Genomic DNA, 22818 nt, shown 5'->3' on the forward strand with positions numbered 1-22818 from the left:
TCATGTTATTATCGAAAGACCGGAATATAGCACACTTTGATCTGGATGCTTTTTTTGTATCGGTAGAAACCTTGCGCAATCCCAAACTGCAGGGCAAGCCCTTACTGGTGGGCGGCGGCAGCGACCGGGGCGTAGTGGCCGCCTGTAGTTATGAAGCGCGCAAATTTGGTGTGCACAGCGCTATGCCTATGCGGGTGGCTAAAAGATTATGTCCCGAGGCTATCATTATCAAAAGCGATTTTGAAGCGTACAGTAAATATTCGCACCTGGTTACAGATGTAATAAAAGATTCGGTGCCGGTTTTTGAAAAGGCAAGCATCGATGAGTTTTATATAGATCTAACTGGAATGGATAAGTTTTTTGGTTGTTTGCAGTTCACCGACCAGTTAAAGAAGAAGATCAATAAAGAAAGTGGGTTGCCCATTTCCTGGGGACTGGCTTCCAATAAGCTGGTGAGCAAAGTAGCTACCAATGAAGTGAAACCAAACGGGCAATTGGAAATTCCTTTTGGGAATGAAAAGAATTTTCTGGCCCCGCTAAGTATTATAAAGATCCCGGGCATTGGTAAGGAAACCGGGTACAAGCTGTTGAAGATGGGGGTGGAAACCGTAAAGGTGCTTAGCGAAATACCGGTTGAAATGATGGAGAATTTAATGGGTAAATCGGGCATCGATCTTTGGCGGAAGGCAAACGGCATCGACGAAACACCGGTGGTGCCGTACCACGAGCAAAAATCCATTTCTACAGAAACTACTTTTCAAACAGACACCATTGATATAAATTTTCTACACAGTCAGTTGGTGCGTATGACAGAAGAAATTGCCTTTCAGCTACGCCAGCAGAACAAACTCACTGGCTGTGTTACCGTAAAAGTACGGTACTCTAATTTCGAAACTTTCACTAAACAACTCACTATTTCTTACACCAATGCCGATCATGTGCTTTTAAAAACAGCGAAGGAGCTTTTTAATAAGTTATATGAGCGGCGCTTACTGGTAAGGTTATTGGGTATTCGCTTCACCAACCTCATACCCGGAAATTATCAAATAAGTTTATTCGACGACACGCAGGAAATGATCAACCTGTACCAGGCTATTGACAGTGTAAAAAAGCGGTTTGGAGAAAAAACGCTCATTAGGGCTGTTGGAGTGGGGGCATAACCGTTAATTTTCTCATTTTGGGATGGTTTTTTAAGTACAAATACTTAGTAAAAAATGAAAAACTATTCATTTTCAGGGTTTCTGAAAATTCTTTTTGTCGAACTGTTCACTCCGGTGTTTTAATTATATAAGGATACACTCAGTAATATGAGATGATATTCATAAAGTAACCAAAACCAAATTAACGATTCGTGAAGTAAGAATTTAATGAAAAACTGAATGAAGTAACTATGAAAAAAGAATTCCCCATCACCGTAGCTGTAGTAGATGATAATGCCTTGATCCGTGAAAGTGTTAAATTCCGACTTAAATCGTTGGGATACAATGTAGTATTGGAAGCTGAGAACGGTCAGGAGTTCCTTGATAAATTACACGTTAACAAAACGCCCGATATATGTGTGCTGGATATTAACATGCCGGTAATGGATGGTTTAGAAACCACCGTTCACTTAAAAAAGGACTGGCCGGCCATGAAGATCATCTTCTTTTCTATGGAAGACAGCAGTATATATATTAACAAAGGAATTCAACTGGGTGCAGACGGATTTGTCGCAAAAGACGCACCCTTTACAGATTTAAATAATATGTTGTTATCCCTGGTAAATCAAGGGCAAGTGGCCTAAATCTTGATGAACTCTTTATAAAGTAACGCGCCTTCCATTAAACCAAATAAAAAACAGTCCCGACGTGAACTCGTCGGGACTTGTTTATTTTTTAGCCTATCTAATCAGGAAGTTCCTGGTATTAATACTTGTTAACATCAATGTTTACTGACCAACCCGGCCGTCTTTTTTATCCATTGAGCGTCCTACACCATAACCTACACCGCCACCAACTACACCACCTACTACGGCGCCTAAGGCCCGGTTCTTTTTAATCAAAATTGCACCAGCTGCTGCACCTGCACCCGCGCCAATTACTGTGCCTTTAGCAGCTTTACTCCAGCCCTTTTTCTTTTTAGTGGTTGTTGCTGCGGCCGGTTCAGTTTTATTTACCGTATAATGCTTGTGTACAACAGTGGTTGTTTTGGGGGCTGTTTTGGCATTGGCGGTATTCTCCTGCTGTTGTTGTTGCTTCCAATCTTTAAACTCTTCATATTCTTTTGCCGAAACAGTGGCCGGCGTTACCGGTATGCTTTCCGTTGCCAGCTTGTTATCGTTCTTACACGAGCTTATTAACATGGCTGCGCTAACTACTACTGCTGTGGTTGAGTATAATATCCGATTCATAATTCTAAGTTTTTAGGTTTATCAATTAATTCTATCAGCACAGAATATAATATTGAAAAAGCGTGCCAATAAACAGGCAATTGTTAAAGAGTTAGTTTCATTAGGTTTGATAGGTTCATTCTCAATAATATGTAAGGGGTTCATATTAACATAAAGAATTATTAAAGGGCTTAGTTGACGAGTTGACGGGTTAACGAGTTGACGAGGAGTTGAAAAGTTGATATAGGTGATAGAGTTGATAGAGGTAATACAGTTCTTAGTTCTCAGTTTTCAGTTCTTAGTTTTTTAATCCGGGACTTGCTATTAATAGCAGCCTCTGGCTTGTAGCTTTCAGCCGTATTTCCGTTTCACGTTTTACGTTTACTGTTTGCCGTTTTACGAACGCAAGGCCCCGAATTTCGGGCTTTATTGCCGATTGCCGATTCACGATTGCCGAAGAGCGCGAGCCCCAAATTTGAGCGGCCCCTTTCACGTTTGCCGTTTCACGTTTTACGATCGCGGGGCCCCGAATTTCGGGCTTTATTGCCGATTCACGATTGCCGAAGAGCGCGAGCCCAAATTTGAACGGCCCCTTTCACGTTTCACGTTTGCCGTTTGCCGCCCGGGAACGTTTGCGTAAAAAATATGTGTTCAAAGTAATTGTTTTCATTCACTTCTTTTTTAACTTTCCTAATAGTTACATACCCATCCCCAGTATTTTCTACAATTACCCAGATTAGAATTATATCCGGCCCGTTTACCTGATCACCGTTATTGCTAATAGCGTTTGCTTGCTTATTGTTTGTTTCGAATATCTCCCCCTGCAACTAGGCATGTGATCGGCTGTGTTAGCTTCATTATCAATTTCATTGGAATTGGTGTAGCCATTAGTACGTAGTTCTTAAAAAGAACTATGCAGCTCTTTATTGCCCTTAACGATTGTCTTTTATTATTTACCTAAAGCTTGTTTTATGAAAAAAATGCTATTGTCATTGCTTTCCTTGTTTACTGTTTACCTGTGTGCTTCAGCCCAGCAGGTCTTGTATGTTTCGGCCTCGGGAAGTGCTTCCAACTCCGGCACTTCCATTTCTGCTCCAACTACATTGGCAAATGCACTGGCCACAGTTACGGCTGGTGGTACCATTTATATGCGTGGTGGTACATATAGTTTAACTTCTACAGTTGTAATTGCCGAATCAAATAGCGGTACTTCATCTGCTACCAAAAAATTATGGGCCTACGGTAGTGAAGTGCCCATCATCAGCTTTGCCGGTATGGCTGTTGTGTCTTCAAACCGCGGTATTGTATTGGATGGGAGTTACTGGCACTTCAAAGGATTGATCATTGAAAGCGCCGGTGATAATGGTTTGTTGCTTTCCGGCGATAACAACACTATTGAAAGTTGTATTTTCAGAAAGAATGCCGACACCGGTTTGCAACTAAGCCGCTACAATACTTCTTACACTTCTATAAGCCAGTGGCCCAGCAATAACCTCATTCTCAGCTGCGAGTCGTACGATAATAAAGATCCCGACAATGAAGATGCAGATGGTTTTGCCGCCAAGTTAACCTGCGGTACCGGTAACGTTTTTCGTAATTGCGTTTCACACCATAATATTGATGATGGCTGGGACCTATACACAAAATCTGATACAGGCCCAATTGGCCCTGTAACCCTCGAAGGTTGTATTGCACATTCAAATGGCAAATTAACCGATAACACTACCTCGGGTAATGGCGATAAAAATGGTTTTAAACTGGGTGGCGAAGATATTCAGGTGAACCATATTGTTAGAAGATGTGTTGCCTTTAATAATGGCAAACATGGTTTTACCTATAACAGCAACCCCGGTAGTATTGAAGTTACCAATAACACCTCTTATGGCAATGCTGAACGTAACTTCAACTTCGACGCTGGTACGCATGTGTTTAAAAATAACCTCTCGTACCTGAGCGGTTCAAACGACCGCATCATTGGTACTGCAACTGCGCCTAACTCATTTCAGGGCGCCGCGGGTGGGTTTACTGTAAATGCAGCCGACTTTGTTTCATTAACGCCAGGCGCCAATGCCAGTCCAACCGCAGGTGGTTTCCTTAACCTGGCCACTGGCAGCGACCTTATAAATGCTGGTGTTACTTCAACTGGTATCACCTATAATGGTTCTGCCCCCGATTTAGGCGCTATAGAATCGGGCAGCACAACTACGAACTATACGTTAACCACAAACGTAACTCCTTCCGGCGGTGGAACTGTTACCCGCAGTCCAAACGCCACTACCTATGCTTCTGGCACCGTTGTAACACTTACTGCTGCGGCCAGTAGTGGTTATACTTTCACTGGTTGGAGTGGTGATGTTACCAGCACGGCTGCTTCGGTAAATGTTACTATGACAGCAAACAGAGCCGTTACCGCTAACTTCACCACAAGCACAGGCACAACGTATACGCTCACTACCACCGCCAGCCCAACCGCCGGTGGAACTATTAGCCGTAGTCCAGATGCCGCCAGCTATGCAGCGGGAACTGTAGTTACGTTAACCGCCACGCCGGCTTCGGGTTATACCTTCAGCAGCTGGAGTGGTGGCGCCAGTGGAACAAACGCAACAACAACTGTTACCGTAAATGCCAATACCAGCGCAACCGCCAACTTTACTACCAGCAGTGGCGGTACTGTATTGCGTATAGACGATAAATCGGGTACAGGTGTAGGCTATTGCAGCGCCAATGGATCGCGGGCAAACACATATACCGGCGCCGATGGCGGTTATTATATAAACCTGAGCAACTCCAGCGGACAAGGTATTACCTGGGCCGTAAGCGCCGGTGCGGCGGGCACGTATAATATTCGCTGGCGCTATGCCAATGCAGGTTCGCAAAGCGCTACAACAGCCCGGGTGCTGGTAAATGGGGTAGAAGTAAATGGCAGCGTGGCCTTCCCTAAAACAGCCGCCTGGACCACCTGGACAACCACTGCCTGGATCCCTGTTACCCTTGTTGCCGGTGCAAATAAGATCAGGTTGGAAACAACCGTTTCTTCTGAATTTGCCAATATCGATTGGATAGAGATCAGCGGCACTAACCCAACGGAAGCATCCTGCAGCGCTGCTACCGGCGGCAGGCTGGCAACGGAAGGTACAATTACCTCAACCAGTGAGTTGATAGAAACTGCACCCATCGTGTTACCTAACCCAACAACAGGTAACTCAACCCTGCGGTTTACTATTGCCCGTCAGGAGAAAGTGGTGGTGAACCTGTTTGCAGCAGATGGCAAGCTGGTATCAACACTCGCCAATCGTTTATTCACTGCCGGTACACATAACGTGCCGGTTGACTATAAAGGTTTACAAAAAGGCATATACCTTATTTCCGTAAGCTATGGCGGCAAACAAAAGATACTTCAGAATATTTTAACCAGGTAAAACAACCATCAGGGCCGTTCGTCCCGGCGAGCCGGGAGGCGGCCCTTAATACTCAAAGCATAACAATTATGAAAAGCAGGATATTTACACTGTTGTGTATAATGATGATGTTTTTTTCGTTGTCATATGCACAGGACGCATGTGCACCACGAGGCTGGTGTACACAAAATGGCGGTACCACTGGCGGCGGTAGCGCAACACCACAAACAGTAACTACATTAAGTGCCCTCACAACTGCGGCCAATGGTTCGGGTTCAAGGGTTATTTATGTAAGTGGCACCATGGGGGCTGGTGTTAGCACCCGCGTAAAAGTTGCTGCCAACACTACCATCATAGGGTTGCCCGGCGCCAAATTATATGGTGGTTTTGATGTACGGGGAAGCAATGTGATCATTCGAAATATGATCGTACAGGGCCCTGGATCAGTAGATGTAGATGGTGTTGATTGTATCAATATCGATGGTTCATCCACTACCAATGTTTGGATTGACCATTGTGATATTTATGACGGGCAGGATGGCAACCTCGATATTACCAATGGTTGCAATTATATCACCATTAGCTGGACGAAGTTTCACTATACAGGCGCCTCCAGCAACCACCAGTATTGTAACCTTATTGGTAACTCCGACAGCAAAACAAGCGACCGGGGAAAGTTAAAAGTAACTATGATGTATAACTGGTGGACGTCGGGCACTGTTGAACGCATGCCCCGTGTTCGTTTTGGTCAGGTGCATGTAGTAAATAATTTATTCGATAGTCCGCAAACCAATTATTGCGTACGCGCAGGTGTTGAGGCCGACATACTGGTAGAAGGTAACTATTTTGACGCAGTAAATGATCCCATAGATTTGTATGAAAATGAGTTTACCGCCGTAACCGCCCGCAACAATGTATTTAATAACACAACGGGTAATACCGCAGGCAGCGGTACTTCATTTACGCCGCCTTACTCATTGAGTATAGCGCCGGCAGCCAATGTAAAAGCATTGGTAAGCGCCAGCTGCGGTGCAGGCGCTACTTTGCCATCGCCCACACAATGCGGTTGCGGCACCAGTACATCGTATACACTTACCACAACAACCAATCCATCGGCAGGCGGTACAATTACCCGTAGTCCCAATGCAACAACTTATACAGCTGGTACAGTAGTTACCCTCACAGCTACGCCAGCTTCTGGTTATACCTTTACCGGCTGGAGTGGCGGCGCCAGTGGAACAAGTGCTACCACAACCGTTACCATGAATGCCAATACCAGCGTAACAGCTAACTTCACCAATAGCACTGGCACAAGCTATACCTTAACAACAACAGCAAGCCCAAGCGCTGGTGGAACTATTACGCGCAGTCCGAACGCCACCACTTATGCTGCAGGAACGGTAGTTACCTTAACGGCAACGCCTGCCAGTGGTTATACCTTTAGCAGCTGGAGCGGTGGTGCCAGTGGAACAAGTGCTACCACAACGGTAACCATGAACGCCAATGTAAGTGTAACGGCCAATTTCACCACCAGCAGTGGCGGCACTACCTTACGCATCGATGATAAATCAGGTACGGGTGTAGGTTATTGCAGTGCGAATGGGTCGCGGCAAAATACTTATACCGGCGCCGATGGCGGTTATTATATAAACCTGAGCAATTCGAGCGGACAAGGTATTACCTGGGCTGTTAGTGCAGGTGCGGCAGGTACATATAATATTCGTTGGCGCTATGCCAATGCAGGTTCGCAAAGCGCTACAACTGCCAGAGTGCTTGTAAATGGGGTAGAAGTAAATGGTAGTGTAGCATTCCCTAAAACAGCCGCCTGGACCACCTGGACAACCACTGCCTGGATTCCTGTAACGCTTGTTGCGGGAGCCAATAAGATCAGGTTGGAAACAACAGCAGCCTCAGAGTTTGCCAATATCGACTGGATAGAGATCAGTGGTATTAACCCCACTGAAGCGTCCTGTAGCGCCGCTACCGGTTCGCGTTTGGCGACAGAAACGCCCATAACGCAATCGGGTTTGCAGCTTACACCTACCGTATTGCCAAACCCTACAAATGGCATAGCTACTATACGGTTTGGTGTTACGGCTGTTGAAAAAGTGATGGTGAATTTATATTCGGCAGATGGCCGTTTGGTGAAGAGCCTGACCAATAGGATGTATTCACCAGGCAATTATACACTGCCTGTAGATTATAGCGGTATGCAAAAAGGCGTTTATTTTATTACCATCAACAATGGGGTAAAACGGACCGTGCTTCAGAATATGTTTGTGCGATAATGATAAGCCTGAAATAAGTTCCCGGTTCCCGGTTTCCAGGCCTTGAATTTTCAGACCGCTAACTATTTGACTGGCATGCCGAACCCAAGGGCCGGAAACCGGTATCTGGTACCTACAAATCAAAACAAAGAGCCTCCCAATTTACCGGGAGGCTCTTTTTTTTTTGAGTAACATGTTGTATAACCATTCACTATTTCTGCACAGGCGGAATTATATAGGCTTCTGCCATCCTTGCTTTTTGCTTTGAAACCCTGCGCCCGCGGAAAAAGAGGTACAGATTAAAGAACAACATGATGCCCAGATAAATACTGAACCCGCCAATTTTAGTACTTAATATTTCGAGCATATCGCGATTGTCATATATTTCACCCGATATTTCCATTATAATAAATGCAAATCCCAGGTTAAGCAGGTAGAACCCTGTTTCAAAAAGTTTATTGGTTGCATGTGCTATGGTGATTTTGCCATGAAAAATATCTTCCATAAAGATCTTACCGTTCTTGAACAGAATGTGGGCTACATACCAGGTAAGCACAATTACAATCGGCAGGTAAATGAGATAAGCGATAAAGTTCAGGGACGTTTTCATATACTTAATGTTTGTTGTTAGCGAGCTGGTGGTAATGGCTTATCAGTAACAGGATGCCCATGTTGCAAAAATGAATGGCGCCCAGTATGATCATTATTTTACCGGTACGGGTACCGATGCTTGTTATTACATCGGCCCAGGTTGTTAGTAGTTTACCAAACCTGATGGTCATGGTAACATAGCCCAGGTTTAGTAAATAATATCCTATTAGTAGCATGCGGTTTATAAACAGGGTAAGTTTTTCATCTCCATGCAGCAGGTTCAGAATATAGCTTTTACCATTGCGGTAAAAGATCAATCCCACGTGTACTGTTATAAACCATGTAATGAGCAGGTAAACAATGAATGCCAGCGTGTTCATAACATAGGGTTTAGTATTTGACTACGCTTCTACAGAACAAAGATAGTTAGAAGTTTGGAAGTTTCAATAATTTCTGAAAATAATTATAGTTGATAAGTTAACGGGTTGACGAGTTGACGAGGGAGTTGATAAGTAGACATGTAAAATGTTGATTGGGAAGTTAATGATAGAGCAAGAAGTTGAAAGTAATCAGAGTTCTTAGGTATGAGGCCTGGGAACAGGGAACCGGAAACAAAAAAGGTGCACCAGATTGAGGATGCACCTTTTTAAAGAAAGTCAAAGAATTTATGCTATAGTAGCCTGAGTAAATTCAATTTGTTCAACTGCATTAAGCGGGAAGAGATACCAGCAAATGCCCAATAAAAAGCAGGCGTACTCTTCGTTGCTGTATTTAACAGCGGCAAGCGAGGTGAATGAAGGCGCTGCCGACATATCACAAACAGCAAGTGGGGCAGAAACGGTATGTTCAAATACTACAAGCTGTGAACCGTTCTGAATGGTGTAATTGTACTTTTTTCCTTCCATTTCAATAATTCCTGTTCCATGAACCTTATCGATCCCCATTCGGCCGATCTCAACACCATATTCATTCTTCAAAATGGTTTTGTTATGCCATAAACCGGTTTTGTCGATGAAGAAGAGCCGATGGTTTTCTTCACTACTAATACGTACTGATTGCTGATCGAGGTTATACTTTATTACCAGTTTAGTTTCTTCGCCTTCCGTCAATTCATATTTCCTGATATAAGCTGAAGGCTGGTTTACATACACCCATTTCATAATGCGGCAATTAGCGGGTTAAGAAATTGTTAGGGAATTTCATTTTTCTCCGCTCAAAAATATGGCTGTTCAATGTAGTAAAATTGCATTATGGCTTTTTATTTCAGCAATGTGGAAAAAAGATGAAACTTGTTGATAAAGATCATGAATTTCCAATGGTGTACATTCAACAATATTAAGTTTGTGTTACGTAATTGTTACCAACTCTTGTGTGTCGCAAAAATTTCGTAAATAAGTAAACTATTGTTGTACTACACTTCCTGAACCTGAAATATGTTTTGTAACTGCGGGCGACCCTTTATAAAATATAGTACCGCTGCCCGAGATATTTGCCTGTAAAGTTTGTGTGGCAAATAAACTGATGTTACCTGAGCCCCTAACACTGGCATCGGCGTCTTTCACCATAATGCCCGTTATATCAATTAACCCGCTTCCTTCAATATTGGCACTGGCTTCATTGGCATTCCCACTGGTTACAGATATCATACCTGAACCATCAATTTCAGCATTCACCTTTGTGGTAGTGGCATTATTTACTTTAAGATTGCCCGAACCTTTAACCCGTAACTGAAGATTGGCTGGCGTAATGGGATTTTTCGTTTCCAGGTAACCTGAGCCATCTACAGTGAATGAACGTACATTGGGACCGCTTACAAATATTTGAATGCCATCGTTGGTCCTGAACCGGGTATCGGAATGGCGGGTGCGAATAACCAAGTTGTTATTGATAACGGTTGTTTCAATTTCATCGAGAATATTTTCCTGCGACTGCAATTCAACCTTATAATCGTTGGCCTGGGTGAAATAAACGTCGGCCGAAAACCTTAATTCTACGCCGTCGAACGAAGCGGTTTGACGCCCTTCTGTAACTACGGGGCCTTTACCTGTTACTTTTTTGCAGGATGATGAAACAATGAAAACTAAAATGATACATAGTGCTAAATGGAAATTTTTCATGGTGCTTTGTTTGTTAATGAAGAAAGGTAATTGTAACTAAAAGGACAGGGTGCTTTTACCACTCAACTTTATAGTTCAAAACAGGGATAATGCCGTTCTGATAGTTGGTGATGGTTGTGTTCTTCAAAAGGTCGTAATCCTGGTTGGAGATGTTTTTACGGTTGATCATATTTTGGATGTCGAGCGAAAGGGTACTGGTGAGGTGGGTGCGGTTCCATTTTATGCTAATGCGGCAATCTGGTCTGAAGTAAGCCTCGTTCTGCAAACTGAAGGCTTCCTTCTCTTTGTAAATAGTATAACCTTCCCGTTGCGAAGCGGGCAAGTTGATGGGTGTTGTTCTGTAACCGCCCGCATAAATGATCTTAAAGTTTAATCCCAATACTCTTTTCTGACCTGCCAGTGGCCATTCTTTGCCCGCAACAGTATTGAAAAGATAATTGCCATTGAAACGTGTGTTCCTTTCTACACCATCGGAGGCCGTATATTTCGATTGATAAAAAGAGCCGTTGACGGTATAATAAAAATAGTTGTCCAGGTATTTCTCCAGCGTTAACTCAATGCCATAGTTCCTTCCTTTTCCATTATTGATAAGCGCTTCCGTAACAAATTCGTCGCGAATGTTAAGGGTAGAAAATGTTTTATCGCTGTTAACGGTCACAGGTACGTTATACAAATGCTGATAATATAATTCGGCTTTTGCCCGTAAGCGATGTCCTACCAGGCGGCTGTATGACAATACAAAGTGGTGCGCCTTGGTAAGATCGATGTACTGATTAGGATTCTCGTTATTGGCGTCTTTGGCAAAATATACACCCAATGCCTGCAATTGACTATGCATGCCATAGCCAAAGGCCAGCGAGCTTTTATTATCGGGGTCCCACTTAACAGATGCCCTTGGCTCAGCACTTCCGGTATTGTTATACAAAAGGGCCAGGTAATGCATGCCCAGGTTAAACGTAAGATTGTTCAATGGTTTGTATTGCCATTGAATAAAGGCCTGTACGGTTTGGGTGTTGCCCGAAGTATTTATTGTTTCGAGCAGGGGCGCATTGGGGTTCCCGTCTTCTTTAGAGAGTTTATAATATTTAAAGAAAATGAAATTTACATACGCGCCTGCACGAAATGCATTGCTGGCATTTATTTTATGGTTGAGGGTAGAGGATACCAGTATCTTTTTGGTAATGTAATTGTCTCTGTAATTGTCTACAACCACCTTGTTATAGTCTGCATACTTTTCATTGTATGAATTGGCCGTATAAGAAAACGCCATTGCCGATTTAATAGTGGTCTGATTGTCGATAGGAATAGTATGCGTGATGCCGGTAGCGCCGGTGTTCGCTACGAATTTACCGGCGTACCGGTCATCCTGCATTTCCCATTTAGAACTGTCGGTTTCAATCTTCTGGTTTTGCGAGCTAAGTCCGCCAAAGCCAAACAGGGTGAAAATGCCTTTATTTTTAGTAGGGAGATATATGTTGTAAGAAAGGTCCTGGAAGTTGGTTACGCCCTCTCCCAGCTCGAGACCCATATTGTTTAACAATGACAATGTTGAATAACGGTAATTAACAAGCCAGGAGCCTTTATGCGATGCAGATAGCGGCCCTTCAGCCGCGGCGTTGAGGCCAAGTAGACCTGCCTGCAGCGCATACTCCTTTTTTTCATTATTGCCTTTTCTGAGTTTGAGATCAAATACACCACTTAATGCATTACCATATTCAGCGGCAAAGGCGCCGGTCAAAAAATCGCTGTTTGCTAATAGTTGCGAACTTAAGATGGAGATGCCACCGCCACTACTGCCTGCCTCGCTAAAGTGATTGGGGTTGGGAATATCAATACCTTCCATACGCCACAATAAACCTGTAGGTGAATTACCCCTAATTACAATATCATTGCCGCCATCATCGGCGCTTGCCACACCGGCAAAGCCGGTAACCATTCTTAAGGGATCGTTCACTGCCGCTGCATAACGTTGGGTTTCTTCAACAGTAAAAGCGCGGGCGCTTACCACACTCATGTCGTTGAGCGGTTTGTTCTTTTTACTTGTAGCAGTTACTTCCACTGCTTTTTCAGTTCGTACCCTGGTTTCCATGCCAATGGTGAGCACTACCTCTTTACCGGTATTCACAATAATATTACTGGCAACTGCATTGTTATAATTGATGTGTGATATCACTAATGTATAGGTGCCGGCGGCCATGTTGGGTATTCTGAAGTTACCGCTTGAGTCGGCCACTACTTTTTTATCGGTACCGGTAATGATCACCGTTGCACCTGCTATGGGTGTTTGAAGCAATTGATCTATAATCGTTCCTCTGATATTTTGTGTTAGCTGCGCCATTGCTGTTAGGCCGTATAGCAAGCATGTTATAAGTAAGGTGAACAATTTATTCTTCATGAGTGGGTGTTTGCTATTGTGACAACTTAGCTTTTAAGTACCCCTATGAGAACTGTATTTACTTTTTCATTTCTTATTTTTCATTCTTCATTTCTCATTTAAAGGAAGCTTATGCCGGCGCTCCACCCAATCCAGCCTGTAACATTGCTATGCCATAATTCGAATGTGTTATAGCTATTGTTAGGTACAAGGAATTTATATCCTTTAACAGCTTCGGGTTGATCGGAGTAGTAAACTGAGAACGAAGGGCCGGCAAATAATGCAATACCTTTTGCCAGTTTAAAATTGGCCAGCACATGAAGTTTACTCAACTGATTCAAATAATTCCAATTGCCCAGGTAAAGATATTGTGTAGTGAGCTCAGGGTTTAGGGTGAACCATTTTGCGATCTTCATTTCATGGCCAATGCCGTAACCGTAGGAGAAAGTTTTTTCATCATTGCCCGCATTGATGCCAACCATAAGAATATTGTACAATTTGGCATTGCCCGATTTAATGGCCACGTTCATATTCAATACTTCATTGGTGCTTACGGCGATCTTATGATATCCTTTACGTACAATGTTTAACAAGCCAATACTATAACCGCTTGAGGTGTCGGCAATATTGATCAACCCCAATTGAAAACCTTTTAAGTGTTTGGTATAGTTTACAATACCTGCTATTTGTGCGCCGGTTACACTGCTGTTATTGATATTGGCAATACCAGCAAGCTGCCAACCTTTAACAGGTTGCTGGGTATAGTTGGCAATGCCCGCAAATTGCGCACCTGTAAGGCTTCCTGTTATTTGGTTGTACAAACCGGCAACCTGTAAGCCACGTGCGTTCCTGTTTATATAATTTATAAGTCCGCCATATTGCGCACCTGTAAAATTGCCTTTAACAGTATTGAACAAGCCTGCCAGTTGTAAGCCATTTACATTACCACCTACAATGTTGAAATGACCTGCGGCCTGAACGCCCTGCATGTTCATTTTGTTTATATTGAAGATGCTGCCCATTTCAAGACCTTTTACACTACCGATGCTTCCGCCAAATATGTTTAATGAAAAGTTACTTGTGGTGGTGGCATCATTCTTTCCAAGAGTGCTTATGCCGGGTATTACCCCAACGCGTGCAGGAACATTTTGCGCAAATACAACACTACTCATTACAAAGCAGGCGCCAAGGTATACTGCAATTTTCCCATTTATCATAGCAATATTATTTGCAGTATGACACCTGAGCGAAGTTGTTCCCCTATGTAAAAAGAAAATTTAAAGCGTATTAGAAAATGGTGAAACCAATGTTCCAGCCAATCCAGCCTTTAACATCATTGTCCCACAAATCGAATGTGTGATAGCTTGGCGAAGGTAAGTTTAAGCTATTGGCAGGTGCGCTTTCCGATTGTTCGGAATAATAGGCCGTAAAAGAAGGGCCGCCAAAAATGGCGAAGTACTTGCCGATTTTGAAGTTGAATTGTAAATGTAATTTTGCCAATGTGTTGGAGTTCTCTTCCTTGTCTTTGCTATCCCAATTTGCGAAGAATAAATGTTGTGCTGTGAACTCGGGATTGAGGCTGAACCATTTTGCAATGGAGAATTCATGCCCAATTCCATAGCCAAATGAAAACACTTTTGCAGTATCGTTATCCCAGTCGTGTGTTGATGTTCTGCCATAACCGGCTAACAAAATGCTGTATAGTTTGCTGTTACCTGTTTTAAAAGCTGCATTGTATTTCAATACCTCGTTGGTTGAGAACGCTATTTTATGATAACCTTTGAAAACGATATTCACAAGCCCTATACTGTAACCGGCCGAAGTATCGCTCACGTTTATGAGTCCGATTTGCACACCACGCAGTTTTTTGGTGTAATTGAAAATAGGCGATATCTGTACACCATTCAATTCGCGGTTGGCAAAATTACCAATAGCTGATAGTTGTGCACCTGAAACCTGCTTATGCGCAAAGTTTACTATGGTGGCGGCCTGTATGCCAAATACACTGTCATAAGCAACATTGTGGATATTGCTTAACTGCACACCAATTAATTTACCTTTTACAAAGTTGGAGATATTACTGGCCTGTATACCTGTAAATGAACCAGATACGTGATTATGTATAGCGCTTAACTGGGCGCCGGTGAAATTACCTTTTACATAGCTGGCTATACCAGACGCCTGCAGGCCTTTTACATTTCCCTGCACATGATTGTAAATACCGCTTAATTGTACGCCGGTAACGGATCCTTTTATAAAGTTGCTGATACCGGCAGCCTGTAACCCGGTAACTTCATGTATCACGTGGTTATGAACGCCTGCGAATTGGGCGCCATCCATTGAGCCACCGGTAATGTTCATAAGGCCGGCAGCCTGCATATACTTTACATCTTTTTTATTGATGTTAACGGCGCCGGCTATTTCAACACCATTTACACCGGCCGTATAACCAGCTATAATGTTTGCCGAAAAATTATTGACAACCTGCGCACTTAACCGGCCATGGGTACTTAAGCCTGGTGTTAGCGATACCTGGAAGGTACGGTCGGCAAAGAACTTCTTCAGGTTAATACTTTGAATATTTTGTTTGGCCGATAACAGGCGTTTGCCCCAGCGGGTCCTTTCTACCTGGTTCACTTCTTCTTTTTCTTTGGCAATGGAAGCGATTGTAAATGTATCGGTAGGCGGTTTAACAATGATGGTATCGGGCAATTCGTTTTCAACAGGGCTGATGGTGACCACCGGATCGCTGGCTATTACGGGGGTCATAACAATGGTTACCTGTTGGTTGTATTTGGGTTGAATGACAATGGTAGTGTCTTCAAACATTTCGCGGCTAATGGTAAGCGACGCTGTGCTGTAACGGCTTTTCAGTTTTATTGTGAAATTGCCTTTATCATCAGATAAGGTTGATACCAGCCGTTGTTTTTCATAAATGGTAACATTGCCTACTTTCTCACCTGTTTCACCATTCAGCACGGTACCTGAAACCGTATATAATTTTTCGGGGCTGGGTGTTGGGCTGGCAATTAGGGTAGGGGCAGTTACCGGTGCTTTTCTTAATATGATATAATTAACACTGCTTTGCTGCCATTTGTATTGGTTGCCGCAAAGTTGATCCAGTATTTGTTTTACCGATCTGTTATAGGCTGAAATTGAAATAAGGCTGTCGCGGGCGATGATGCTGCTGTTATAGGAAAAATAAAAATTCCCTTTGCTGCTGATCAGTTTTAAAACATCTGACAAACGTTGGTTATTTGCTTCAATAGTGATCCTTCTATCGAGCACTGCCTGTGAATATGATCCCGTACCTAAAAGACAAAATAATCCTATGAGAAGCGCTCCCCGTAATATTGTCATGGTTATTGATTCTGCGTGCAAGTTAACGTAGAATGATTTTTCCTTTTTCTTTAATTACAGAGGTATTAAATGTTGAGCTAATGACTGTCAGAATTTCTTCAAGCGGTTTATTGTCGAAAGTAACGGTATATGGTTCGTTGCGTAACGCTTCTTTTTCTATAACAATTTGCACATCGTATGCTTCGTTCAGTTTTTCAATGAGTTTATAGAGCGGTGTTGAATCGCATACAAATTTCTTGCTGCGGTAATAGTTGTATAGCTGATCGGTATTTGCCTGTTTTTGCAAAATGGCTTCGGTAAACCCGGTAATAGCTTTCTGGCCTGCTTTCAATACAACAGTTTGTTTATCGGTGGCTACCTCTACAACACCTGTTTCAACTATGATCTCAGTAGTGTCGCCCCGGCTTCTTACGTTAAATGAAGTGCCTACTACGGTAATGGTAACATTGTTTGTATGTACTTCAAATGGTTTTTTCTTATTGGGTTGTACTTTGAAGAAAGCTTCTCCGTTCAGTTGCAGTACTCTTTTGTCGTTAGCGAATTTTTCGGGATAAGATACCTGTGAGTGCTTGTTGAGGGTAACCTCCGAACCGTCGGGCAATGCGTTGGCCTTTACAGAATCTATGGCCTGTACGGTAACCACGGCTATTACTTTGCCGGGGTTGTTATGGAAAAGGAAAAAGGTAAGTGCTGCTATGCCTATAACCAGGCCGGTTATAATGGCTGCCCGCATCATAGGGCTGTTTAGTGACCATACCCGGGCCCTGGGTTTTGCAAACGATCCATGCTGAACACGGTTTTGAAATCGTTCCCAGGCCAGTTGTTCATCAACAGTGGTTGTGCTGGCCAGTTGTACGCTTTCTTCCCATATAAGTTTAAAGTGATCGAAGTAGTGTTTGTTCGCCTCATCGGATGCCAGCCACTTTTCCACCTGAAGCGTTTCCGCCTCCGTAGCCTCACCGGTAAGGTGTTTTACCAGCAAATCGTCCATATGTTGTGTATAGCTTTTCAATAAGGGTAATTTTTAAAAATTCCAAAATCCAAATTCCAAATTCCAAAAGTGATATTGTTCATATATAAAAGAGTGCAACCAGAAAAATGGGTAAATAGTCAATGAGTTTAACCCGTAATTGTTTTAACGCTTTACCCATCTGGTTCTCTACGGTCTTTACTGAAATGCCCAACTGATCGGCTATTTCCTGGTACTTCAAACCTTCGAAGCGGCTCAGCTGAAAAATGGTACGGCATTGCTGGGGCAGGGCGTTCATGGCATCACGTAACTTTTCTTCCAGCTCCTTTACCAGTATTTTACGGGATGCACCCTGATGGTCGTTATGGTTGTTTGTTTGCTGCATAACATGCAATTGGTACCGGGCTTTTATTTTCTGATGCTTCAGGTAATTCAGGCTTTCGTGATAAACGGCTTTGTATAAATAGGCCTTGAGCGATGTTTGAATATTGTCTGGTACTTTCTTCTCCCATATTTTATAAAAGACATTCTGAACTGTTTCTTCAGCAATGGCTTCGTTTTTCAGAATAGTGAAAGCATAGGCATACAGGCTTTTAAAATGATCTTTAAAAAGCTGTTCAAATTCCTGCTCACTGTCGGCCGACAGCGGTTTCATGGTGATGGTTGTATTCGGAATTGCCACTTTAATGCGTTGATAATCCGCTTCAAATATAAATGCTTCCAATAAAGTTTTAATAAAAGAGACAACTGAAAGTTATTGTACCCCTATGAATCTTTAAAGTTTTGTTATACCTGAAGGTAAAAATATATGTGTTAAAGATGGTATATGTCAATGGCGACCGTATTTTTTCATGCGTATTTGTGGAAAAAACAAGCGCCCAATGCTTGTTTTAACCTTTTTTTGGTATTATTATTGAACCCTGATTCGGTTGCTGTTTACGTTATTGCAGCAAATTAGATAATGAGCCTGATTTTTCATTTTCTATAATGCACTAAGCGATTGTACTAAATAACGCCATACCCCCACATACCGTAGTATACTTTATTAATCCAACCGTCCCTCTGAAACATCACATCGTTTCTGTTAGCTAAACGTGTACCTAAATTATTTTTTTATGTTGGGATTCTTGCTCGTTTCCATGTACGAGTTTAAACAATTTCTGCAAATAGTGCTGTGGATCGCTATTCCCGGAACTATCATTGCATTTATGGTAACCACCTTTTTTCATTACAAACGTAAAAAGCGGATTGCCGAAGGGGGCGAACCTGCTTATATGGAGAATGGTGGATTTCATACGGTTGTAGCCACCGAACCTAATGGTAATAATCAGGTGCAGGTGCCCGACTGGTTGGCAAGTGGCACCAACCCCGATAACCAGCCATTGATAAAGAAATATGAACAGGAAGTGCGCCGTTACCGTGAGAACTACGCTACGCTTGAGCAGGACTTTCGTGAGCTGGAAGGCAAATACTCCGATCTTCTTAATAAAGCATATAGTACCGAAAAACAAAACGATGACTCCAATAATCGCATACAATTGGAGATCAACGGTTATAAGCTGAAGATTTCTCAATTGCAACAGGCGTTGGATACGGCGCAGGCCAATGCCCGCGTAAGCCAGGGCGACCAGCAGGTGCCCGAAGCGCTGGCGCAGGCCCAGCTGCAGGTGCAAACCTTACAGGATTCAGTTTTGCAGTTGCAGGAAAAGCTTCGCACCCAACAGGAGCTAAAAGATAAAAATGCTGCAGAAATAACCCGCCTCGAGAATTTGCTGAAGAACATGGAATATTCGGCAAAATCGAACCAATCAGAATCAGAGGAATTGCAACGTGTTTTTGCCAAACAGGTTAATGAGCTGGGTTTGCAATACAAGAATGAAAAGAATGACCTTTCAACCCAATTGCAGCAGTTGCAGGGAACCTTGCAGCAGTTGAAAGAGGAGAATGCTGCATTGCAACAAAGGTTACAGGCCAATAGCGAACACAAACAGGGTAATTACGAACAACAAATAAAAGAAATGCAGTTATTGCTTAATAAAGCAGAAGAAGAAAAAACTGCATTGAAAAATAAGATCACAGACCAAACCTATCTGCAGGATGTATTGCAGGAAAAGAAACTGCAAATTGAGTTTCTGCAAAACCAGCTGGAACATCGTATTAAAACTTTCCGTGAAGTAGAGAAAGAAGCGGCCGACAAAACCATGCAGGTACAGCAAAGCCAAACGGAAAAAGAGAAGTTTGAGCGTGAAATACATGCGATGCGCGAAGAGTTACAGCAACAACGTGAAGAGGTGAGTGCCTGGCAGCAGGCCGTTGAGCGCAGCCGTGAAGAAATAAGACAGAGCCAGGACAACCTGCGTTCAAAAACCGGTCATATTGAGAATCTGGAGCGCAACCTGCATGAGGTACAGCAACAGCAGGCGGTATTGCAGCTGGTGCTTGATGACAAGCAAAATATGATCACCTCGCTGCAGGAATCATTGAACCGCGAACAACAAAAAACAAAAGACCTCGAAGGCAAACTGATCACCAATAATCAGTTACTGTCTAAAATATATGGCGATCTGTCAAAATCGCTGAGCAATCCGCCGGCGAACCCGCAACAGAATGGCACCAAATTGAATGGTTCAAACGGCCATACCGTTAATGGGAATGGGTTTAATTTGGCAGGGCAGCATTAAAAAGTTCCCAGTTCCCGGTTTCCAGGAAATGCAGGCGCCGGTGCTTTTTATTAGATTGTTTCAGGTTTCAAGATGCAGGTTACAGGGCTTTACATCGTGCCGCCTCATTAAAGGCATCAGGTAACCTGGCGTTATAGTTTTATGAATTTAATCTATCAGTACCAAAACTAACTGCTTTTACCCCCCAACTCCCCGAAGGGGGCGGTTCAGGCAGCACGGAGCTGTATTTTTGCCTTCCATTATCACATTATCTCATTAGCTAATTATCACATTAGCCATACTTATCCCCAATTTTTATTGTAATTAGCACATTATCACATTCGCAAATTAGCAAATTGACGGTTTTCGTACCTTGCGCCCATGGAGCAATATCTGTCACTTCTAAAGCATATAAAGGAAACCGGCGTTTATAAATCAGACCGTACCGGAACGGGCACTACCAGTTGTTTTGGCTATCAAATGCGTTTTGATCTGCAGCAGGGCTTTCCGCTGGTGACTACCAAGAAATTGCATCTTAAAAGCATCATTCACGAATTATTGTGGTTCCTGAAAGGGGAAACCAATATCAAATACCTGAAAGATAACAACGTTAGTATTTGGGACGAGTGGGCCAATGCGCAAGGCGAGTTGGGACCCGTTTATGGTAAACAATGGCGCAGCTGGACGGCAGGGGAGGGTAAAACCATTGATCAGATCACAGATGTGATCCGTCAAATAAAGACCAATCCCGATAGCCGCCGCATGATCGTAAGCGCCTGGAACGTGGCCGATTTGCCGGAAATGGCGCTAATGCCGTGCCATGTATTATTTCAATTCTATGTAACTCCCGCTGAGGAAGGCCGGAAACCAAGGTTGTCGTGCCAGCTATACCAGCGCTCGGCCGATGTGTTTTTGGGTGTTCCTTTTAACATTGCTTCATACGCTTTACTTACTATGATGATTGCCCAGGTGTGCGATATGGAACCAGGCGATTTCATTCATACGTTTGGCGACGTTCATATATACAGCAATCATATGGAACAGGTGAACCTGCAGCTCACCCGCACTCCGTTTCCGTTGCCTACCATGCAACTGAACCCGGCGGTAAAAAGCATCTTTGACTTTAAGTTCGAAGATTTCACTTTGTTGAATTATCAGTGTCATGCGGCTATAAAAGCTCCTGTAGCGGTGTAACCGCCAGATCAAATAATGTCGTTAGAAAATGAACTTCGACATTCATTATTCAACATTCAATATTCAATATTTTTTATGCTTTTATCTCAGGTGGTTGCCGCGGCCGATAACAATGCAATAGGAAAGAACAACCAGTTATTGTGGAGCCTGCCGAATGATATGAAGTTCTTCAAAAATACCACCTGGGGTATGCCTGTTATCATGGGCCGTAAAACCTATGAGTCGCTGGGCAAACCACTTGCAGGCAGAACAAATATTGTTATAACCCGTAAGAACGACTGGCAACCCGAAGGCATTCGGGTGGTGCACGATATAAAAGAAGCTATGGCAGTTGCAGCCGAAACCGATGCCAAAGAAGCCTTTATCATTGGTGGTGGTGAAATATACAGTCAAACCCTGCCTATTACCAATCGTGTTTACCTTACCCGTGTACACACAACAATAGATGCCGATACTTTCTTTCCCGAAATAAATGAAACCGATTGGCAGTTACTTTCACAACTCGATTTCAAAGCCGACGCAAAACATGCCTACGATTATAGCTTTCAGGTGTGGCAAAGAAGAATGTAGAATAATAAATGTAGAATGTTGAATGTCGAAGTTTTATTTCAAAATTCGATATTCGTCATTCGATATTCAATATTTTTGGCCCCATGTTCTCTCCCTGGCAACTTATAAAAAAATATTCCACTTATTACATCACTGCGCTGAATGGCAGAGGCCATGGCATTCATTCGCCATTCGTATATGAATTTGTGCGAAAAGTACTCATTGATAAGCGGCATTTTTATGCGTACAGTCAGGTAGAAGCATTACGTCACAAACTGCTGCGTGAAAGTGGCGTTATAGAAGTAGAAGATTTTGGCGCCGGTTCTGCCATAAGCAAAACCAATCAACGTTCCATTGCTTCTATTGCGCGCCATGCGGCCAAATCGAAGAAATGGGCGCAGTTATTATTTCGTATTGTAAATTATTATCAACCCGGCCACATTCTGGAATTGGGTACTTCACTGGGAATTTCTACTGCCTATATGGCAATGGCCAATCCAAAGGCGCAGGTGATTACCGCCGAAGGCAGTGCTGCCATAGCTGCCCAGGCAAAACGGAACTTTCAATCACTTCAACTTTCTTCTGTAAAACAGGTAACAGGCAATTTCGATGATACCTTGCCGGGTATTTTGGCAACCATGCCCCGGCTCGATCTGGCGTTTATCGATGGCAATCACCGCTACGAGCCTACGGTGCGGTACTTTAAGCAATTGTTACCTTATTTGAACGATGCCAGTGTGGTGATCTTTGACGACATTCACTGGAGCGCCGAAATGGAAAAGGCCTGGGAGGCCGTTAAGGCAGATCCGGCAGTAACGCTTTCTATCGATCTATTCTTTATCGGACTGGTATTCTTCAGCGATCAGTTTAAGGTAAAACAGCATTTTACCGTACGCTTCTAAAAAAGCTGCCCCTTCGTCATTAATTTTCGTTAAGAATGCAATAAAAAATACAATTCCAGCGTGCGGCA

18 protein-coding genes are annotated in these 22818 nt (G+C 43.2%); 8 read left to right on the forward strand and 10 right to left on the reverse strand.

Annotation, left to right across the window (positions count from 1 at the left end; translation table 11 throughout):
* The first annotated feature begins 2 nt into the window (after window positions 1-2).
* Both dinB and GGD38_RS27330 read left to right on the forward strand, forming a co-directional pair.
* Entirely contained in the window at window positions 3-1160 is a 1158-nt protein-coding gene (dinB, locus tag GGD38_RS27325; protein WP_375303087.1) for a DNA polymerase IV, read from the forward strand.
* Between the two features lie 230 nt (window positions 1161-1390).
* The gene (locus tag GGD38_RS27330) at window positions 1391-1783 is read left to right on the forward strand and encodes a response regulator transcription factor (RefSeq protein ID WP_375303086.1); all 393 of its coding nucleotides are present in this window, start codon (window positions 1391-1393) and stop codon (window positions 1781-1783) included.
* Window positions 1784-1927: 144 nt separating this feature from the next.
* Here GGD38_RS27330 and GGD38_RS27335 read toward each other — a convergent pair whose 3' ends face one another.
* Window positions 1928-2389, reverse strand: coding sequence for a glycine zipper domain-containing protein (locus GGD38_RS27335; RefSeq protein WP_375303085.1), 462 nt, complete (start codon window positions 2387-2389; stop codon window positions 1928-1930).
* 950 nt (window positions 2390-3339) lie between these two features.
* Here GGD38_RS27335 and GGD38_RS27340 point away from each other — a divergent pair.
* Both GGD38_RS27340 and GGD38_RS27345 read left to right on the forward strand, forming a co-directional pair.
* A complete protein-coding gene (locus GGD38_RS27340; RefSeq protein WP_375303084.1) occupies window positions 3340-5787 on the forward strand; it encodes a right-handed parallel beta-helix repeat-containing protein in 2448 nt (815 codons plus the stop codon).
* Window positions 5788-5855: 68 nt separating this feature from the next.
* Window positions 5856-8054 carry a T9SS type A sorting domain-containing protein gene (locus tag GGD38_RS27345; RefSeq protein ID WP_375303083.1) on the forward strand — a complete coding sequence of 733 codons (2199 nt, stop codon included), beginning with the start codon at window positions 5856-5858 and terminating at the stop codon, window positions 8052-8054.
* Between the two features lie 190 nt (window positions 8055-8244).
* On the opposite strand, the gene GGD38_RS27350 is transcribed toward GGD38_RS27345, so the two are convergent.
* The 9 genes from GGD38_RS27350 to GGD38_RS27390 form a co-directional block, all read right to left on the reverse strand.
* A complete protein-coding gene (locus GGD38_RS27350) occupies window positions 8245-8643 on the reverse strand; it encodes a hypothetical protein (protein WP_375303082.1) in 399 nt (132 codons plus the stop codon).
* Between the two features lie 4 nt (window positions 8644-8647).
* Entirely contained in the window at window positions 8648-9004 is a 357-nt protein-coding gene (locus GGD38_RS27355) for a hypothetical protein (protein ID WP_375303081.1), read from the reverse strand.
* Between the two features lie 285 nt (window positions 9005-9289).
* A complete protein-coding gene (locus tag GGD38_RS27360; protein WP_375303080.1) occupies window positions 9290-9784 on the reverse strand; it encodes a hypothetical protein in 495 nt (164 codons plus the stop codon).
* 240 nt (window positions 9785-10024) lie between these two features.
* Window positions 10025-10741, reverse strand: coding sequence for a head GIN domain-containing protein (locus tag GGD38_RS27365; protein ID WP_375303079.1), 717 nt, complete (start codon window positions 10739-10741; stop codon window positions 10025-10027).
* A gap of 55 nt (window positions 10742-10796) precedes the next feature.
* Window positions 10797-13136, reverse strand: a complete 2340-nt coding sequence (locus tag GGD38_RS27370; protein ID WP_375303078.1) for a TonB-dependent receptor domain-containing protein — start codon at window positions 13134-13136, stop codon at window positions 10797-10799.
* Between the two features lie 98 nt (window positions 13137-13234).
* Window positions 13235-14332 carry an LA_2272 family surface repeat-containing protein gene (locus GGD38_RS27375; RefSeq protein WP_375303077.1) on the reverse strand — a complete coding sequence of 366 codons (1098 nt, stop codon included), beginning with the start codon at window positions 14330-14332 and terminating at the stop codon, window positions 13235-13237.
* 70 nt (window positions 14333-14402) lie between these two features.
* Entirely contained in the window at window positions 14403-16475 is a 2073-nt protein-coding gene (locus GGD38_RS27380; protein ID WP_375303076.1) for a hypothetical protein, read from the reverse strand.
* 22 nt (window positions 16476-16497) lie between these two features.
* Window positions 16498-17487, reverse strand: coding sequence for a FecR domain-containing protein (locus tag GGD38_RS27385; RefSeq protein WP_375303075.1), 990 nt, complete (start codon window positions 17485-17487; stop codon window positions 16498-16500).
* A 58-nt stretch (window positions 17488-17545) separates the two neighbouring features.
* Window positions 17546-18169: an RNA polymerase sigma-70 factor gene (locus tag GGD38_RS27390; RefSeq protein WP_375303074.1), complete on the reverse strand. Its 624-nt coding sequence runs from the start codon at window positions 18167-18169 to the stop codon at window positions 17546-17548.
* 391 nt (window positions 18170-18560) lie between these two features.
* On the opposite strand from GGD38_RS27390, the gene GGD38_RS27395 reads away from it, so the two are divergent.
* The 4 genes from GGD38_RS27395 to GGD38_RS27410 all read left to right on the forward strand — a co-directional run bounded on the left by GGD38_RS27395 (window position 18561) and on the right by GGD38_RS27410 (window position 22750).
* Window positions 18561-20126, forward strand: coding sequence for a hypothetical protein (locus tag GGD38_RS27395; RefSeq protein ID WP_375303073.1), 1566 nt, complete (start codon window positions 18561-18563; stop codon window positions 20124-20126).
* 360 nt (window positions 20127-20486) lie between these two features.
* Window positions 20487-21299 carry a thymidylate synthase gene (locus tag GGD38_RS27400; RefSeq protein WP_375303072.1) on the forward strand — a complete coding sequence of 271 codons (813 nt, stop codon included), beginning with the start codon at window positions 20487-20489 and terminating at the stop codon, window positions 21297-21299.
* A 75-nt stretch (window positions 21300-21374) separates the two neighbouring features.
* Entirely contained in the window at window positions 21375-21869 is a 495-nt protein-coding gene (locus GGD38_RS27405) for a dihydrofolate reductase (protein ID WP_375303071.1), read from the forward strand.
* An 83-nt stretch (window positions 21870-21952) separates the two neighbouring features.
* Window positions 21953-22750, forward strand: coding sequence for an O-methyltransferase (locus GGD38_RS27410; RefSeq protein ID WP_375303070.1), 798 nt, complete (start codon window positions 21953-21955; stop codon window positions 22748-22750).
* The last annotated feature ends 68 nt before the right edge of the window (window positions 22751-22818 follow it).

The sequence above is a fragment of the Niastella sp. OAS944 genome (assembly GCA_024809215.1).
GTDB lineage: Bacteria > Bacteroidota > Bacteroidia > Chitinophagales > Chitinophagaceae > Niastella.

Excerpts from the sequence above, each read along its gene's own strand:
- dinB (WP_375303087.1), top strand. The coding sequence starts at position 3 with ATGTTATTATCGAAAGACCGGAATATAGCACACTTTGATCTGGATGCT.
- GGD38_RS27330 (WP_375303086.1), top strand. The coding sequence starts at position 1,391 with ATGAAAAAAGAATTCCCCATCACCGTAGCTGTAGTAGATGATAATGCC.
- GGD38_RS27335 (WP_375303085.1), bottom strand. The coding sequence starts at position 2,389 with ATGAATCGGATATTATACTCAACCACAGCAGTAGTAGTTAGCGCAGCC.
- GGD38_RS27340 (WP_375303084.1), top strand. The coding sequence starts at position 3,340 with ATGAAAAAAATGCTATTGTCATTGCTTTCCTTGTTTACTGTTTACCTG.
- GGD38_RS27345 (WP_375303083.1), top strand. The coding sequence starts at position 5,856 with ATGAAAAGCAGGATATTTACACTGTTGTGTATAATGATGATGTTTTTT.
- GGD38_RS27350 (WP_375303082.1), bottom strand. The coding sequence starts at position 8,643 with ATGAAAACGTCCCTGAACTTTATCGCTTATCTCATTTACCTGCCGATT.
- GGD38_RS27355 (WP_375303081.1), bottom strand. The coding sequence starts at position 9,004 with ATGAACACGCTGGCATTCATTGTTTACCTGCTCATTACATGGTTTATA.
- GGD38_RS27360 (WP_375303080.1), bottom strand. The coding sequence starts at position 9,784 with ATGAAATGGGTGTATGTAAACCAGCCTTCAGCTTATATCAGGAAATAT.
- GGD38_RS27365 (WP_375303079.1), bottom strand. The coding sequence starts at position 10,741 with ATGAAAAATTTCCATTTAGCACTATGTATCATTTTAGTTTTCATTGTT.
- GGD38_RS27370 (WP_375303078.1), bottom strand. The coding sequence starts at position 13,136 with ATGAAGAATAAATTGTTCACCTTACTTATAACATGCTTGCTATACGGC.
- GGD38_RS27375 (WP_375303077.1), bottom strand. The coding sequence starts at position 14,332 with ATGATAAATGGGAAAATTGCAGTATACCTTGGCGCCTGCTTTGTAATG.
- GGD38_RS27380 (WP_375303076.1), bottom strand. The coding sequence starts at position 16,475 with ATGACAATATTACGGGGAGCGCTTCTCATAGGATTATTTTGTCTTTTA.
- GGD38_RS27395 (WP_375303073.1), top strand. The coding sequence starts at position 18,561 with ATGTTGGGATTCTTGCTCGTTTCCATGTACGAGTTTAAACAATTTCTG.
- GGD38_RS27400 (WP_375303072.1), top strand. The coding sequence starts at position 20,487 with ATGGAGCAATATCTGTCACTTCTAAAGCATATAAAGGAAACCGGCGTT.
- GGD38_RS27405 (WP_375303071.1), top strand. The coding sequence starts at position 21,375 with ATGCTTTTATCTCAGGTGGTTGCCGCGGCCGATAACAATGCAATAGGA.
- GGD38_RS27410 (WP_375303070.1), top strand. The coding sequence starts at position 21,953 with ATGTTCTCTCCCTGGCAACTTATAAAAAAATATTCCACTTATTACATC.